Source organism: uncultured Roseobacter sp. (assembly GCF_947492555.1).
In the GTDB taxonomy this organism is placed as follows: Bacteria; Pseudomonadota; Alphaproteobacteria; order Rhodobacterales; family Rhodobacteraceae; genus Roseobacter.
Genome location: NZ_CANLNE010000003.1, coordinates 1023490 through 1040290 on the forward strand (window position 1 = coordinate 1023490; position 16801 = coordinate 1040290).

Consider the following 16801-nt stretch of genomic DNA (forward strand, 5'->3'; position numbering starts at 1 on the left):
GGGTCAAATGCATGGTGTCAGGCGTCAGCCTGTCCTTTTGGGAAAACCGGCCCCATGCGCGCGAGAACGGCACGGGCGGCGCGCAGGCCGGGGTCTTCGCCGCCTTCACCCAACCGCTGCATGGTCACCTCCATCGCCGCCTGCTGGGCGTCCGGGTCTTCCATCTGTTCGATCAATGCCGCGCCAATGGCCTCCGGCTCGCACGCAGGACCGAGGTATTCCGGCACCACGCGGGTGTCAGAGACCAGGTTGACCAGCGTCACCGTGTCTATCAACGCCATCGCCCGGATCATCCGGAACGTCAGCCAGTTCATTTTATAGGCAATCACCATGGGCGTGCGCGCCGCCGCCAGCTCCAGTGACACCGTGCCCGACGCCGCAAGCGCCACATCCGCTGCCCGAAAGGCCGCACGTTTCAGTGCGCCCGCAGCCTCAAGGCTCATGCCGCTTGGGTCCAGCACAATCGGCGTCACGGGCCAGTTGGCCACTTCTTCGCGCACCAGATCCGCCACCGGGGCAGCCGCAGGCAGAACCACCTTCAAATCCGTATAGCGGGCGCGCAGGGGCGCGATCGACTGACCAAAGACCGAGGCCAACCGCGAGACCTCGCCGCGCCGTGACCCCGGCAGAACCAACAGCAGGGGCGCATCCCCGACCCCATGGTCCGTGCGAAAGGCCTGTGCTTCCTCAGAGGTTGTCTGTGGCTCTGCCACGACCGGGTGGCCCACGAAATCGCAGACCATGCCATCCAAGGTCATCAAAGGCGGCTCGAATGGGAACAGCGCCAGGACATGGTCAATGCACCTGGCCATCTTCTGCGCCCGCCCTGCCCGCCAAGCCCAGACAGTTGGTGCCACGTAGTGCACGGTGCGCACGCGGCTCGCGGCCTTGACTCGCCGTGCCACACGCAGAGAAAAATCCGGGCTGTCGATGGTGATCAGCACGTCCGGTGCACTCTCCACCACGGCCGCTGCCGTTTCGTTGATCCGGGCCATGAGCGCGCGGTACTTGGGCAGGATTTCCGCAATCCCCATGACGCTCAACTCTTCCATCGGAAAGCGACTGACCAACCCCTGCGCCTGCATGTCGGCACCGCCGATGCCGTCGAACTGCACATCCGGGTTCAGGGCCTTCAGCCCCGCCATCAGCGCGCCGCCCAGCTTGTCGCCCGAAGGCTCTCCCGCGATGATGAAGACGCGCATCAGCCCGGCGCGCGGGCCCAAAGCACCAGCCCCGCCGCATCCGCAGCGGCCACCGTGGCCTCAGGCTCCAGCATCAGGACCCCCCCCGCCTCGACAACCACGCCGGCCAGGCCGGCCTCTGCCAGCACACCAATTGTCTCCGGGCCAATGGTGGGCAAGTCAAAGCGCCGGTCTTGTCCTTGCTTCGGTCCCTTGATCAGGATTGCCCGCGCCCGCGCCGCACCGGTCGGCAGGGTTTTCAGCATATGGTCGGTACCGCCGAGGGTTTCGATGCCCCAGACCTGCCCCTTGCCCACAACACATCCCTGCCCCACGTCCAACGGTGCCAGCGCGGCGAGCACTTCGCTGCCCCGCGCCATGTCGGATGTCATCTGGTCATCCGGTTGCGCCACGCTCAGCACGCCTTCGGGCACCAGAAGATCCGGGGACAGATCATGCGCGGCACGCACCGCAAATCCCCGATCTTCAAAGATTCCGATCACACCACGCAAGGCACCATCGTCCCCTGCCGCGATGGCCTTCATGATCACCGGCACCAGAGGCAGGGTCGCCGCATCAAGTGCTGCGGGGTCGATGGGCGGGCGTTCGATCCCGCCGCAAAAGCAAACCTCGCGCACGCCGCGCGCCTCAAGATCCGCCAATAGCGTACCCAGATGCTCCAGCCGAAAGAGGATATCGGGCACCACGCCCTCGGGTTCAAACCCCTGCAGAACGCACATCAGCGGCCTTTCGGACATCGCGTCGGCAATACGTGCGGGCAGGTTCCCGCGTCCTGAAACAAGCGCCAGCATCAGCGTGGCGTCAGGAAATGGCGGTCACTACCGGCGAGGATGAAATCGACAATCTCGCGCACGTAATCGCTGGTTGTTTCATCCGCCAGACGGCGTGCCCGGTCGTGGAAGGTGCCCTCGCCCTGCGCCAGCATCTGGAACGCGGCCCGGAGTGCTGTGATATCGCTGCGCGCGACCCCGCGCCGTTTGAGGCCAACAAGATTGAGCCCGTCAAGCTCGCCGCGGGGCGCCTGCACCAGCCCGTAGGGAATTACGTCATTTGTCACCATCGTCACCGCCCCGATGATCGCGCCACGCCCGATGCGCACGAACTGGTGTACCCCGGACAAACCACCAACAATGACGTCATCCTCCAGGACGCAATGCCCGGCAATGGCTACGGAATTCACGATGATACACCGGTCCCCGATGATCGCGTCATGGGCAATGTGGCATCCGGCCATGAACAGCCCGTCATCCCCGATGCGGGTCACCCCGCCACCGCCTTCGGTGCCGGAATTCATCGTCACATGCTCGCGGATGCGGTTGCGCTTGCCAATGATCAGCTGGCTGGCCTCCCCCTTGAACTTCAGATCCTGGGGGATCTCGCCAATCACCGAAAACGGGAAAATCACCGTCTCTTCATCGATATCGGTACGGCCGGTAACAACCACGTGGCTCTTCAGTTCCACACCTGCAGCGAGGCTCACCTGCGCGCCCACGCAGCAGAACGGTCCGACCTTGGCAGTTGGATCGATCTGCGCGCCGTCGTCGATCACTGCACTCGGGTGGATGTTGCTCATCTGCGGCTACCCCAGATCCATCATCGCGGTGAACTCGCACTCGGCGGCCATCTCACCCTCAACGGAGGCGACACCACCAAAGCGCCAGACCTTGCCACCGGGCTTGCCGCGCAGGGTTCGCAGTTGCATCTCCAGCACGTCGCCCGGGCCCACTTTGCGCCGGAACTTGGCCTTGTCGATGGCCATGAAATAGACCTTCATGTTCTTGTCCGCCATGCCCAGCGTCACGCCGACCATCACCGCCGCAGTTTGCGCCATCGCCTCGATGATCGTCACGCCGGGCATGATTGGCAGGCCGGGAAAGTGCCCCTGAAAATGCGGTTCGTTCATGGTGACATTCTTGATGCCCGTGGCGGATGCGGTGCCGTCTATATCGACAACCTTGTCGACCAGAAGAAAAGGATAGCGATGGGGGATGATGCGTTGGATGAGCTGAATATCGGCGCTGGTCTCGGGACCGGCTTCGGCGCTTGTCATGTTAGGTGTCCTTTTGTCCTCAAGGGCTTGACCCCTTGCCTAGCAATTCAGCCGCAGCGGAGCAAGCACGGTGGTATCGACCTCCATTGTTTCGCCGTGCAGTGTAGCGCCCTGCTCCGTCGGCGCGGCGTCCGGCGCGGCATGCCGTTCGTCCTTTGTATTACTCGGAAACGCCGTCGCCGTCGCCCAGAACGGCGTTAAGCCGTTCAATCGCCGCACGGGTCACATCAATGGCGTTGGAGCTGAGAAAGACGGAGCGCTTCTCCAGGATCACAGCGGCCCCCGCCTCCCGCATCAGGCGCTCCAACACAGGGGCCGCAGCATTGAGAAAAACGCCGCGCCGTTCCTCAAAGGCAAGATTGAGCTCTCGGGTTTTTGCATCCTGCGTGCGCCGGGTTTTCTGAACTTTTTCGTCAAACGCATCCGCAAGCAGCCGAAATGCAGCCGCCTCCATCGTGGCCCGTTGCTCGGTGAGCTCCCGTTCCTCTGTTTCGAGGGCTTCCTCGATGCGCCGGTTTTCAGCTGCCAGTTCTGCCCCGCGCGCTTCGAATTCGGCGACCATACGCTGGCCAAAATCGCTTTCCGCAAAAAGACGATCCGCATCGATGGTCAGGATCGGGCTTTGCACCGGCCCAATCCGCTGCGCCTGCGCAGGTCCCGGAAGAGCGGCGGTCAGCCAGACAGTTGTGAAAACCGCCAGAATGCCCGACAACCGCGTCATCGGACTAGAACGACGTGCTCAGCGTCAATTCGAAAGTCTGGTCGCGGTCGAAATCTTCCTTGCGGATCGCATCGGTGAAGTTGAACCGCAGCGGACCCACAGGCGTGTTCCACAGGATGGCGAAGCCGATCACGTGGCGGAAGGACCCACCCTCACCGACAATAGTGCCTCCGGAGGTATTCACATCGCTGAGGTCCCAGAAATTACCCACGTCATAGAAGAGGCCACCCGTGATGCCATACTCTTCGGGCAGACCAAGAGGAAATTCCGCTTCGAACCGCGCTGCAACGTAAAGGTTGCCGCCCAGAGGATCCTCACCGCTGACGGAAAGATCGCGCGGGCCGATCCCGCCGGGTTCAAAACCGCGAATGATGTTGGTGTTGTTCAGAAACCGGTCCACGGCCCGGTTGGTACCGTCGCTCCACGACAGGGCTCCGCCTTCCAGTGACGCGCGCAGGGTCACCTCTTCGTTCCACACTTTAGTCTCACCAATCGCACGGGCGACTGTCTTGATGTACTGCGCATCACCTCCCAGCCCGGCAAAATCCTGCGAGAATTGCAGCAGATACCCGGAGTTCGGATCAAGGCCGCCAATACGGGTGTCATAGGTCAACTGGTAACCAACCGCGCTACTGGACTGTGCGCCAACAGCAATCTCGTTGCCGATGACCACGCCATTTACAGGTGTCTCTCGCGCCGTCATTTCAGACTCTTCAGCGGTATAGCGTAATTGCAGGGTCGAATTCTCGCCCACCGGGAATGTCAGTGACGGCTGGAAAATAAACCGGTCAGTATCATAGGTAGTAAAGGAACTGTCCGTCTCGGCGATGTCAAAGCGGAGACCAAACGTCAGATCGCGTCCCAGAAAGGCAGGCTCTTCGAAGGTCACGCCATAGCGGCGCGATTCCTCTGCGGTCGCGACGCTCAGGCTGAGCCGTTGCCCCCGCCCGAGGAAGTTCTGTTCCGCAAACCGGATCGCGAACCCGAGACCGTCGTTGTTCGAGAAGGACGCACCGAAACTGAAGGACCCGGTCGGTGCCTCGACCACGTCCACATCCACAACAACCTGATCCGGTGTTGACCCTTCGCGCGCGTTCACCTCCGCAGTCTCAAAATAGCCAAGGGCGCGGATCCGTTCCGCCGCCTCGCGGATTTCGCGCGGATTGAAGGGGTCACCTTCAACACTGTCGAACTGGCGGCGCACCACCTGATCGAGGGTCGTGGTATTTCCTTCGACATCAATGCGTTCGACAAAGACGCGCGGGCCGCGGGTCAGGACATATTCGATGTCCAGTTCAAGATTGCGGTCATCCCGCGTTACACGCGGTTCGACACGCAGAAAATCGACACCGTCCCGCAGGGCTTGGCGTTCCATGCGTGCGATATCGTTTTCCAGCAAGGTCGGAGAGTAAACGACCCCGGGCTTGATCTTCACAATATCGCGGTAGACCTCGGAGTCCGCCCCGGGCACGTTACTGGTGACATTGATTTCGCCGAACCGGAAGCGTTGACCTTCCTGTACGTTGAACACGAGGAAATAGCCGTCGCGCTCTTCGGTTAACTCAGCGTTGACGGAATTGACCCGGAAATCGATGTAGCCGCGCGACAGGTAGAAGTCGCGCAACAGCTGCCTGTCGAATTCGATGCGGTCTTCGACCAGGAGGTCAGACCGCACGACCGCACGGAAGAACCCTGCCTGCTTAGTTTCGAGAACGCGGCGCAGGCGGCGGTCGGAATATTCGCGGTTGCCGACAAAGCTGAGGCGTTCAATCTCAATGGTGTCGCCTTCGAAAATCTCGAACACCAGATCGACACGGTTGTCAGAGCGACGAATGATGGTTGGGGTCACCTTTGCGGCAAGCCGACCCTCGCCTGCATAGGCATTCGCGATGAGTTCGGCATCCCGTTCCACCTGTGCCGGGTTGAACACCCGCCTTTCGTTGGAATTTATGGCAGCGGCCAGCGCTTCGTCATCAAGACGGTTGTTTCCTTCGAAACTGATGCGGTTGATGGTGGGCAGTTCAACCACGGTAATCAGCAAGCCGTTGCCTTGTGGATCGAATGTCACTGTCTCGAACAGTCCGGATTCGATCAGGCGTTGATAGGCTTCATTCAGCTGCGCCGCGCTGACGGTCTGGCCGCGGGCGATTCCTGCACGGGTCAGGATGGCGGCGTCACCAATTCTGATGTTTCCGTCGATGGAAATCGAGTTGAGCGTCACCTGTTGCGCCAGAGCTGGCGTCGCCGGTGCCATCCAGACCATTGATAAAGAAAGACAAAAGCCAGTTGCTCGCAGTGTCGATGTCAGTTTTTTAGATTGCCCGAAAAAACGTGGGCCTGCGCCCAGTTTGCCCCAATTCATGACCTGCCCCGATCCTCAGTAAATTATGCTTATCTGAGTACCGAGAATGACAGGTCTTGTCAAAACCATGTGGGTAAAAATCGGCCTGCAACTACATACGCGCCTGATGCGGGTTTGCAGGGGACGTCAGTACAGGCGCACAGAGGCGCAATTTCGGGAAATTCAGCCCAGAATTGTGCTCAGCCAGGCACCAGCGCCCAAAGCCAGCGAAACGGTGCCAATATAGAGGGCACGATCCCAATTGAGATCCATCAGCAGGCTGAGGCCACGATAGCTATTTTGAATCGCTTGCATTGCATCTCTCCACTTAGGTGGAAGCAGAAATACACCTGGATTACGGCGCGAGTTTGGCCAATTGTGTCGTAATTATGACATTTACACAGGCCGACCCTGTGTCACGGGCAGAAAATATCGTTTCCAAGCGCAAAAATCATCAACGTCAGAACCATCGCCAGACCAATGCTCATCAAGACCCGCAACGCGCGATCACTGGGCGGCTTACCCGTCACCGCTTCATAGGCGTAAAACACCAGGTGACCACCGTCCAAAGCGGGGACAGGAAAGAGATTCAAAAGCCCCACTGCCGTGCTCAGCACCGCGATGAACCAGATGAACGATTGCGCGCCCTGGCTCGCCATGGCGCCGGAGGTTTGTGCAATACCGATGGGACCGCTCAGATTGCAGGTGCTGATCGCCCCGGTGATCATATGGCCAAGACCGCTGAGCGAGCCTTCGATGATCCGCCCCGTTTGGCGAACGCCACTCCACAAAGCCTCGCCCACGCCAGGGGTGTCCGTTGCCGGTTCAAAGGCCAACCCGCCTGCGATACCAATCCGCCACTGCGTGGCGAATCCGCCATCCGCCTGCGGCTCATCCACCCGCTTGGGCGTGAGGGTTACATTAATTTCTTCTCCCGCACGCCACACACCCAAGGCCAAGGGCGCGCCGTTGCCTCCTTCCACCGCCTGCTTCAGTTGATCGAAAGCAAAGATCGGCGTGCCATCAATGGCGATGATCACATCATCCACCTGCAGCCCTGCTCCCATCGCCGCACTTTGCGGGCTGACCGCCGAGACCAGCGGTGGCAACAGATAGGCGCCGGGCACAACGGTTTCCGTGCCATCGCGGCGTATGGTGTAGTCCAGCACGGGTTCCTGCGGCAGAGTATCGATAAAGTCAGAATAGGCGCCCGTATCTTCCGTGCTGGGGATCGGCACCCCGTTGATGCCCACGACTTCATCGCCTGTTTGCAGCCCCCGCGCCTCGACCGGCAAGGGGCGCAGGTCGCCAACCGTCAGAGGGTCACGCGACACGCCGCTGGTCACGACAACCGCAGCAAAGACAAGTATTGAAAGGGCAAAGTTGAAAATCGGTCCGGCGGCAACCGTAGCCGCGCGCGCCCAGAGCGGCGCACCATGCATGGTGCTGCGCAGGCGTTCGGGATCGGCCTCTGCTTCGGCCATGGCCTCTTCATCCTTGCCGGAGGCCGCATTGGCGTCACCCGCGAATTTCACGTAGCCGCCAAAGGGAAGCGCCGCGATCTGCCATTTGGTCCCGCGTTTGTCCATGCGCGCGTAAAGCACCGGCCCGAAGCCGAGCGAAAAAACATCCGCGTGGATGCCGGACCAGCGCCCGACAATATAGTGGCCATATTCATGGATCGCCACGATCACCGAGAGCGCCACCACAAAGGCAACGATGGTCCAGATCAGCCCGCCAAACTGGGGGATCAGCGCAAAAATATCCAAACTCTAACCTGCTCTCTTGTGAATGACCCGCGTGGCCTCTTGTCGTGCCAGATGGTCTACTTGCGCCACGTTATCAAGGGACATGGTGGCATCAATATGACCGTGCGGCGCTGACATATGCGTCAGAACGTCTTCGACAATCGCTGCCATATCATTAAAGCCGATCTGCCCGGCGATGAAACCATCCAGCGCGGTTTCCTTGGCCGCGTTGAACACGGCACCCGCGAGCCCGCCCGCCTGCATCACCTCGCGCGCCAGCCGCAGCGCGGGCCAGCGGGTCTCGCAGGGAGCGCGAAAGCTCAGCTGCCCGATCTCCGCCAGATCGAGACGCGCCACCGGCAGATCGCGCCGCGCGGGCCAGTGCAGCGCATAGCCGATGGCGTGGCGCATGTCGGGCGGACCCACATGTGCCATCAGCGCGCCGTCACGAAAACCGACCATCGCGTGGATCATCGATTCCGGGTGTACCAGCACCTCGATCTGCTGGGGCTCAACGCCGAAAAACTCCCGTGTTTCAATAAGTTCCATCGCCTTGTTGAACATGGAAGCGGAATCGATGGTGATCCGCTGGCCCATGTCCCAGTTGGGATGGCTGGAGGCCTGGTCGAGCGTGGCATTGGCCAGATCTTCCATCGGCCAGTCCCGGAACGCGCCGCCGCTGGCAGTGATGATGATCCGCTCCACTGCCGCCATATCCTCGCCCACAAGCGCCTGAAATACCGCCGAATGTTCGCTGTCCACCGGCAGCAGGCGGGCACCATTGGTTTTGGCGGTGGACAGCATCAACTGCCCGGCACAGACGAGGGATTCCTTATTGGCCAGCGCCAGGGTACTGCCCTGCTGCAAGGCGGCCAGACCGGGGGCGAGCCCTGCGGCCCCGACGATGGCCGACATGACCCAATCGGCTGGACGCGATGCGGCCTCTGCAATCGCCTGTGTTCCGGCTGCGGCCTCGACCCTGCTGCCGTCCAGGGCTGTGCGCAGGTCTTCCAGCAAGTGGTCATGGGCCGTGACCGCCACATCCGCGTTCAGGCGCCGCGCATCTTTGGCCAGTTGCGCGATGTTCCCGGCACCGGTCAGCGCCACCACGTCATAGGCGTCGGGGGCGCGGGCGATCAGATCAATGGTGTTCTGGCCGATGGAGCCGGTTGCCCCGAGGATGCTGATCCGCCGCATCCCCTACCTCAGCATCATCGGCGACCCGATCAGCGGCCCGCCAATGATCAGCAGAAATACCGCCGCACCCAGCATGCCGTCGAAGCGGTCCAGCAGGCCACCATGGCCAGGGATCAGATTGGAGCTGTCCTTGACCCCAACGCGCCGCTTGATCGCGCTTTCGGCGATATCGCCCATCTGGCTGGCCATGGAAACGGCGATGGAGACGCCGATCAGCTGCGGGCCCGCACCGGTATTGGCCATAAAGAGCGTGCCGACAATGGCCGCCCCGACCCAGCCAAACCCGGTGCCGGCCCATGTTTTCTTGGGGCTGACGCGTGGCCAAAACTTGGGTCCGCCGATCAGACGCCCGGCGAAGTAGCCGACTACATCCGTGGCCACCACAACCAGCACCATCCAGAGCATCCAGTTGAAGCCGAGATCGTCACGCACCGCCATCATGCCGAACCCGGCCAGCAGCACCATGACTGTAAACACCATGTAAATGGTGCGGAACTGCGTCAGCTGCCCAAAGCCCACCAGCGCAGAGGCCAGCAGGATCGGCAGGGCAAAACCGGTCGGCAAATAGATGGCCAGCAGCAAAGCGGCCCCGGTCAGCGCGCCCAGTTGCAGCGCGGCCATGCGCGGGGCGTGGATCATCACCGCCAGTTCCCAGATCATCACGCCGCAGATCACGGCGACCATCACGTGAAAGACGTGCCCACCGGCCCAGACCCCAAGCAGGCCCAGCACCACCATTGCCGCCCCGGAGCCCATCCGGGTTGCTAGATCAGACCACTTCTCCCCCACCTCGCTCATGTCTCGCTAGCCTCGCACCCCGCCATAGCGGCGATCGCGTCCTCCGAAAGCGGCACAGAGATTCTGGAACTCATCCCGGGTGAAGTCAGGCCACAGCGTGTCGATGAATTCATATTCCGAATAGGCGGATTGCCAGAGCAGGAAATTGGAAATACGCGCCTCGCCACTGGTGCGGATCACCAGATCCGGGTCCGGCAGCACGTGCGTGTCCAGATAGCGCGGCAGGGTTTCCTCATCCACTGCATCCGGACTGAGGTTGCCGTCCGCCACGTCCTTGGCCAGACGCTTGGTGGCGCGCGCCACTTCATCCCGCCCGCCGTAGTTGATCGCGATGGTCAGATGCACCCGCGTGTTCTGCTCGGTGGCGACTTCAAGGTCGTTCATCATCTGGATCAGCTTCTTGTCCAGCCGCAAACGATCCCCGATGAAACGCACGCGCACACCGGATTCCACCAACGCCCGGGTCTCTTTGATGATGTACCTGCGAAACAGGCTCATCAGGCCCGCGACCTCGACCTGCGTGCGTTTCCAGTTCTCGGTCGAGAAGGCAAAGATGGTCAGGTAATCCACACCGAACTGAGGACAGCACTCGACGATCTCGCGCACGCGTCTGGCCCCGGCATGATGCCCGTAGAGCCGCGGGCGGCCCCGTTGCGTGGCCCAGCGACCATTCCCATCCATAATGATCGCAACATGTCGCGGGCATCCGGGGATCAGGTCGCTCTGGGGCTGTGGCATACCCGCCATTTCATTCTCCTGCTCGGAACACCGCTGCCTTGGTCTGGCAGAGGGTCTCTTTGTCAGATGACACTTTCCGCTACATTAATGTGGCGCAGAGTGATCTACCTATAGCTTATTTACGGCAGCTGTTGCACCGCCTCCGTAAACTCCGATGGGCGCTACGCCATCACCTGCATCACACCTGCATGATCTCGCCTTGCTTGGTCTCCAGCATGTCGTCCACCAGTTTGATGTAGCGGTCGGTGATTTCCTGAACTTCGCCCTCCCAGAGTTTCTGGTCGTCCTCGGACATGCCGTCGCCCTTGGCCTTCTTGATCTGATCCATGCCGTCCCGGCGGACGTTGCGCACCGAAACCCGTGCGTTTTCCGCATATTGCCCGGCAACCTTGGTCAGCTCACGGCGACGTTCCTCATTCAGCTCAGGGATCGGCAACATGATGATGGTGCCGTTCATCTGCGGGTTGATGCCCAGACCGCTCTCACGGATGGCTTTTTCGACCTTGTTCACCAGCCCCTTGTCCCAGACGTTGATGGTGACCATGCGCGGTTCCGGCACGTTCACGGTGCCCACCTGGTTGATCGGCGTCATGGAGCCATAGGCATCCACCATCACCGGCTCCAGCATCGACGCCGAGGCGCGCCCGGTGCGCAAAGAGGCAAATTCCACCCGGAGATTGGCCATGGCCCCGTCCATGCGCCGTTCAAGGTCGTCGGTGTCCAGCATAAAATCGTCTGACATATATTTATCCTGCCGCAAGTTTCTTGGCGCGCCATGCCGCGCGCTGCGATTGTGTCTGTGTATAGATCAGGAAACGATCGAAAGGCCAGAAGGAGTTGTCATGCAACGCCGCCCCTGCGGGCCGCAGCGATCTCTAGCCCTGCACCCGCGTATAGGTGCCCTCGCCCGCGAGAATGCCCCGGAACCCGCCCGGTTCATCCAGCGAGAAGACGATGATCGGCAGGTTGTTGTCCCGCGCCAGCGCGATGGCCGAGGCATCCATCACGCCGAGGCGCTTGGCCAGCACATCATCGTAGCTGACCGTCTCATAGCGTTTGGCGTCGTCGTGTTTGGCCGGGTCCTTGTCATAGACACCATCCACCTTGGTCCCTTTGAAAATCGCCTCGCAGGACATCTCGTTCGCACGCAGCGTGGCGGCGGTATCGGTCGTGAAGTAGGGATTGCCGGTGCCGGCGGCAAAGATGCAGACCCGCTTCTTTTCAAGGTGGCGCACGGCGCGGCGGCGGATATAGGGCTCTGCCACCTCGTTCATGGTGATCGCGGATATGACCCGCGTATGGATGCCCAGCCCTTCCAGCGCGGATTGCATCGCCAGCGCGTTCATCACCGTGGCCAGCATCCCCATGTAGTCCGCCGTGGTCCGCTCCATCCCCTGGGCCGAGCCCTGAAGCCCGCGAAAGATGTTACCCCCGCCGATGACCATGCAGATCTCCACCCCCAGATCGTGCACCGATTGTACTTCCTTGGCGATCCGCTCAACTGTGGGCGGATTGAGACCAAACCCCTGATCGCCCATCAGCGCCTCGCCAGAGATTTTCAGCATCACACGTTTAAAGGCGGCCTGCGGCTCGGCGTCGGACATTGGGGGGCTCCTGAGGCTTGGGGTTTTGTTCGGCGGCAAAATGTCGGAAAAGCGGGCAGACTTCAATGCATCCTTATGTGGGATGGCGCAGAAAGTGACAGAAGGCCCGATGAGTGGCATCCAATCCCTGATCCGCGGCCTGTCGCGGGACATGCCCGTGCTGATCGCCGGACCGACAGCCTCCGGGAAATCGGCGCTGGCGCTGGAGATTGCCGCGCAGCAAGGTGGCGTGATCGTCAACGCAGATGCCAGCCAGGTCTACGCTTGCTGGCGGATTGTCACCGCCCGCCCCTCCGCCGAGGAAGAAACTGTGGCGCCGCACCGTCTTTACGGACATGTCTCCGCGCAAACCGCCTATTCCGCCGGGCACTGGCTGCGAGAGGTCACACCGCTGCTACGGGAAGGGGATCGACCCATCATCGTCGGCGGCACGGGACTCTATTTCTCCGCCCTGACGCGCGGGCTAGCCGATATCCCGGCCACGCCTGCGGACATACGTGCCAGGGGGGACGCACTCTCCCTGCGCGATTTGCTGGCGGCACTGGATGCGCCGACAAAGGCGCGGATCGACACCGCCAATCGCATGCGCGTGCAGCGGGCCTGGGAGGTTTTGACAGCGACCGGGCGCAATCTCTCAAGCTGGCAAGACGACACCGGCGCCCCACACTTGCCGGAAACACAGGCGCATTGCATTGTGTTTGATGCGCCGAAAGACTGGCTGAATACGCGTATCGCGCGCCGGTTTGACCAGATGATCGCACAGGGTGCTCTGGACGAGGCCCGTGCGGTTCTGCCGGATTATGACCCCACCCTGCCCGCCCACAGGGCCATCGGAGGACCGGAGCTGGTTGCCTATCTGCAAGGGCGGATCAGCCTTGAGGAGGCGCGCGAACAGGCCGTCATCGCCACGCGGCAATTCGCCAAACGGCAACGCACATGGTTTCGATCCAAGATGCGCAATTGGCAGGCGTTGTCACCGCAATAGGCTGCTTATTGCCCGTGAAACCGCCTCGGGCGTGACCTCCATGTGCATTAAGATTACGGTAATTTAATTCAAATACGGTGCATCTCGAAGGGGGCGTTATGTCATCGAATAGGTTGAAAATACTAACGTTATCGCAGTGGAGCATGGGTCAGGATTGGCGCCTGTCGCTGGCCCATGACCAGCCCGAGCATCTGCTGATCTGGATCACTCGGGGTCAGGGCCGCGTGTTGATGGACGGCCAGAGACGCGGTGTGGGCACGCATAATGCCATTGTGATTCCATCGTGCAATCTCTTTGCGCTGGAACTTGGGCGACAGGCCATGGGTCAGGTTGTGGTGATCCCCCAGGAAACCGAACTGCTGATGCCGCAAATCCCGCGGCTTCTGCGCATCCGCGATTCGATTGCCATGAACGAGCTGACGGTGCTGATCGAGGCGGCGACGCGCGAACAGGCCAGCGGCAGACCGCTCCGTACGCAATCGATGGATGCTTTTGGCGCATTGATCTCTGTTTGGATACAGCGACAGATGGCGCTGGAAGAACACGCGCCCAAAAAACACAACGCCGCTGCGCGCCTTTGCAGTGCCTATTGCGCCCATATCAATGCAGGCTTTGCCGCGCCGCTGACCATGTCAGATCATGCCGCCTTTCTTGGTGTCACACCGACGCATCTGACCCGTGCCTGCAAGGCCGCAACCGGCAAGACCGCGGCAGATCTGCTGACCGAGCGCAAACTGCATGAAGCCCGCTGCCTGCTGACGGCCACCGATGTGCCTGCACAGGACATCGCACGCCATCTGGGTTTTGGCAGCGCCGCTTACTTCACGCGATTCATGCAACACCACACGCAGACCACGCCCAGTGCGCTGCGCAAGGCGTCCCTCAGCGCGCTGAAAGCCGCCTAAGCCATTTTCACCGCCTTCATGTCGCAACTGCAGCATCAGTTTGCGACCAGAAAGATGTCGCAAATATACAATTTTGCGGCGCAAGCCTACATTGACGCGGCCCCCAGACTCATGCCTGATGGATTCACAAAAATTACAAAGAGCGCAGAACAGCGCTTGATATCCGGCGTGATCACCGCGCCATCGCCTGACAACAGGGGCACCGATGGGACTATTTATACTCAGACGGCTGGGCGTCATGGTACTGACAGCGCTCTGCCTGACCTTCGTCGTCTTCTGGCTGACGAACCTCTATCCGAATCTTGAAAAACTGGCCAAAACCCAGGGCAACTTCCGCATGTCCGACGAGGCGGTGGCGAGCTATCTGGGCAAGAACGGTTACCTGCAACCGATGCCGGTCAAGTTCGGCCAATGGCTGGGTGTCTTGCCCGGCTGGACGCTCGAAGATGAGGGTGTCGTCACTGGCAAATGCTTCGGCGCGGACACGCCGGAAGAGGATCGGCGCAGTTTCTGCGGTGTGATCCAGGGGGATTGGGGCTTTTCGACGGTGTTCAAGGATGACGTGGGGTCGATTGTGCTCACCCGATTGGGGCTGACCGGCAAGCTGATGTTCTTTGTGATGCTGGTGATGGTCCCCATGGCGCTCATCATCGGAGTACTCGCCGGGATGCGTGAGGGCTCCAAACTGGACCGCTCGCTGTCGACCTTCTCCATCGCCTCGACCGCCACCCCCGAATATGTTTCGGGGGTGATTTTCATTGCGGTCTTTGCCTCCTCCGCCTTCGGACTGAAATGGTTCAAGGGCTCGGCGACAAGCGCGATGGACAGCGTCACCTTTGAAAACTTCACCCTGCCGGTGGTCACCATCGCGCTCTACGGGATGGGCTATATCGCGCGGATGACGCGGGCCTCAATGACCGAGGTGATGACCGCGCAATACATCCGCACGGCGCGGCTGAAAGGGGTAAAATTCTCCGACATCGTGCTGAAACACGCGCTCAGGAATGCGCTGATCGCCCCCTTTACGGTGATCATGCTGCAGTTTCCCTGGTTGTTGAATGGCGTGGTGATCGTCGAGACGCTCTTCAACTACAAGGGTTTTGGCTGGCTGCTGGTGCAGGCGGCCTCGAACAATGACATCGAGCTGCTGCTGGCGGTCTCGGTTGTCTCGGTGATCGTGGTGCTGGTAACCCAGCTGATATCGGATATCGGCTACGTCTATCTCAATCCACGTATCCGGATCGCGTAAGGGAGGGCTGGTCATGGAAGAATTATCCTGGGGCGGCATCCTCGCCCGCATGTTCATCCAGCTGGGTCCGGTGTGGATTTCGCTGATTGTTCTCTTCACCGTGTCGATGACCTACAAAAGGCGTCTGGGGCTGTACGGCAAGCTCTTTGACAGCACCATCGGGATGATCGGATTTGCGCTGGTGATGTTCTGGGTGTTTGTCGGTGTTTACGGTGGCCCGCTGGACATGCTGGTCACCCACGACCCGCTGAGCCAGGTATCGGGGATGAAAAACAAGATTCCCGGCACGCCGATGCGCGGCGCGGAAGAAGGCGAATACGCTTACTTCCTGCTGGGCGGTGATAACCTCGCGCGTGACGTCTTTTCCCGTCTGATCAAGGGCGCATGGGTGGTGGTGCAGATCGCGCCGGTCGCCACGCTCTTTGCCTTCATGGTGGGCATCACGCTGGGGTTGCCTGCCGGGTACTACGGTGGGCGTCTCGACACGCTGCTGTCATTTCTCGCCAACCTCATCCTCGCCTTCCCGGTGATCCTGCTCTTTTACCTGCTGGTGACACCCGAGATCGTGCTGACGGGCATCCCCAACTACATGGCGCTGTTCCTCTTTGTCTTCCCGCTGATCTTTGTCTGTATCCTGCTGAATTCGCGCTACTACACGCAGCCTTCGGTCCGGACGCCGCTGCTCATCGGCGTGCTTGGTGGGCTTGGGTGGCTTTACCTGTCACTGGTATCCTCGGACGGATCAGTGGTAGCGACACCCACCTATTCGATCCCCGGCCTGCCTGCTTTCCTTGATCTTTTCGACATTGATCCGGGCATTCTGGTGGTCTTTGTCTCGGTGGTTTTTGTGAACTCTCCCACGGTTTTCCGGATTGTCCGAGGGCTCGCGATGGACATCAAGACACGCGACTACGTGGCCGCTGCCCAGACTCGCGGTGAGGGCCCGTGGTACATCATGCTGTGGGAAATCCTGCCCAATGCGCGCGGGCCGCTGATCGTCGATTTTTGCCTGCGGATTGGCTATACCACCATCCTTCTGGGCACCCTGGGCTTCTTTGGCCTCGGCCTGGAATCGGAAAGCCCGGACTGGGGCAGCACGATCAACGCGGGCCGTCGCCTGCTGGCGCTTTATCCGCATGCGGCGATTGCACCGGCACTGGCGCTGCTGACGCTGGTGCTGGGGCTGAACCTGCTGGCCGATGGGCTGCGTGAGGAGAGCCTGCGCGATTGATGAGCGGGCGGACCCGGGGCTGTCTGCCCCCG

17 protein-coding genes are annotated in these 16801 nt (G+C 61.0%); 4 read left to right on the forward strand and 13 right to left on the reverse strand.

The window, feature by feature from the left end; translation table 11 throughout:
* Positions 1-17: 17 nt before the first annotated feature.
* From lpxB to pyrH, 13 genes are all read right to left on the reverse strand, one after another.
* A complete protein-coding gene (gene lpxB, locus Q1A07_RS18180) occupies positions 18-1202 on the reverse strand; it encodes a lipid-A-disaccharide synthase (protein ID WP_299783569.1) in 1185 nt (394 codons plus the stop codon).
* Entirely contained in the window at positions 1202-1993 is a 792-nt protein-coding gene (gene lpxI / locus Q1A07_RS18185) for a UDP-2,3-diacylglucosamine diphosphatase LpxI (protein ID WP_299783424.1), read from the reverse strand. Before lpxI ends, lpxB begins: the two co-directional genes overlap by 1 nt.
* Entirely contained in the window at positions 1993-2775 is a 783-nt protein-coding gene (gene lpxA / locus Q1A07_RS18190; RefSeq protein WP_299783425.1) for an acyl-ACP--UDP-N-acetylglucosamine O-acyltransferase, read from the reverse strand. The genes lpxI and lpxA overlap by 1 nt, the downstream gene beginning before the upstream one ends.
* A 6-nt stretch (positions 2776-2781) precedes the next feature.
* A complete protein-coding gene (gene fabZ, locus Q1A07_RS18195; protein WP_299783426.1) occupies positions 2782-3252 on the reverse strand; it encodes a 3-hydroxyacyl-ACP dehydratase FabZ in 471 nt (156 codons plus the stop codon).
* Positions 3253-3412: 160 nt separating this feature from the next.
* On the reverse strand, positions 3413-3973 hold the full coding sequence (locus Q1A07_RS18200) for an OmpH family outer membrane protein (protein ID WP_299783427.1): 561 nt from the start codon (positions 3971-3973) through the stop codon (positions 3413-3415).
* Positions 3974-3977: 4 nt separating this feature from the next.
* Complete coding sequence (bamA, locus tag Q1A07_RS18205; RefSeq protein ID WP_299783428.1) at positions 3978-6236, reverse strand: outer membrane protein assembly factor BamA; 2259 nt, start codon at positions 6234-6236, stop codon at positions 3978-3980.
* A 261-nt stretch (positions 6237-6497) separates the two neighbouring features.
* The gene (locus Q1A07_RS18210) at positions 6498-6629 is read right to left on the reverse strand and encodes a hypothetical protein (protein WP_299783429.1); all 132 of its coding nucleotides are present in this window, start codon (positions 6627-6629) and stop codon (positions 6498-6500) included.
* A gap of 101 nt (positions 6630-6730) precedes the next feature.
* Positions 6731-8083 (reverse strand): RIP metalloprotease RseP, encoded by a 1353-nt coding sequence (rseP, locus tag Q1A07_RS18215; protein ID WP_299783430.1) that lies wholly within the window; start codon positions 8081-8083, stop codon positions 6731-6733.
* Positions 8084-8086: 3 nt separating this feature from the next.
* Complete coding sequence (dxr, locus tag Q1A07_RS18220; protein WP_299783431.1) at positions 8087-9259, reverse strand: 1-deoxy-D-xylulose-5-phosphate reductoisomerase; 1173 nt, start codon at positions 9257-9259, stop codon at positions 8087-8089.
* A gap of 3 nt (positions 9260-9262) precedes the next feature.
* Positions 9263-10057, reverse strand: coding sequence for a phosphatidate cytidylyltransferase (locus Q1A07_RS18225; RefSeq protein WP_299783432.1), 795 nt, complete (start codon positions 10055-10057; stop codon positions 9263-9265).
* A 6-nt stretch (positions 10058-10063) separates the two neighbouring features.
* The gene (uppS, locus tag Q1A07_RS18230) at positions 10064-10804 is read right to left on the reverse strand and encodes a polyprenyl diphosphate synthase (protein ID WP_299783433.1); all 741 of its coding nucleotides are present in this window, start codon (positions 10802-10804) and stop codon (positions 10064-10066) included.
* Positions 10805-10973: 169 nt separating this feature from the next.
* Positions 10974-11537 carry a ribosome recycling factor gene (gene frr / locus Q1A07_RS18235; protein ID WP_299783434.1) on the reverse strand — a complete coding sequence of 188 codons (564 nt, stop codon included), beginning with the start codon at positions 11535-11537 and terminating at the stop codon, positions 10974-10976.
* A gap of 133 nt (positions 11538-11670) precedes the next feature.
* Entirely contained in the window at positions 11671-12399 is a 729-nt protein-coding gene (pyrH, locus tag Q1A07_RS18240; protein WP_299783435.1) for a UMP kinase, read from the reverse strand.
* Positions 12400-12508: 109 nt separating this feature from the next.
* On the opposite strand from pyrH, the gene miaA reads away from it, so the two are divergent.
* The 4 genes from miaA to Q1A07_RS18260 all read left to right on the forward strand — a co-directional run bounded on the left by miaA (position 12509) and on the right by Q1A07_RS18260 (position 16769).
* Positions 12509-13384: a tRNA (adenosine(37)-N6)-dimethylallyltransferase MiaA gene (gene miaA / locus Q1A07_RS18245; protein ID WP_299783570.1), complete on the forward strand. Its 876-nt coding sequence runs from the start codon at positions 12509-12511 to the stop codon at positions 13382-13384.
* Positions 13385-13527: 143 nt separating this feature from the next.
* A complete protein-coding gene (locus Q1A07_RS18250) occupies positions 13528-14289 on the forward strand; it encodes an AraC family transcriptional regulator (RefSeq protein WP_299783436.1) in 762 nt (253 codons plus the stop codon).
* Between the two features lie 205 nt (positions 14290-14494).
* Positions 14495-15538 (forward strand): ABC transporter permease, encoded by a 1044-nt coding sequence (locus Q1A07_RS18255; protein WP_299783437.1) that lies wholly within the window; start codon positions 14495-14497, stop codon positions 15536-15538.
* Positions 15539-15551: 13 nt separating this feature from the next.
* A complete protein-coding gene (locus Q1A07_RS18260) occupies positions 15552-16769 on the forward strand; it encodes an ABC transporter permease (protein WP_299783438.1) in 1218 nt (405 codons plus the stop codon).
* Positions 16770-16801: the final 32 nt, after the last annotated feature.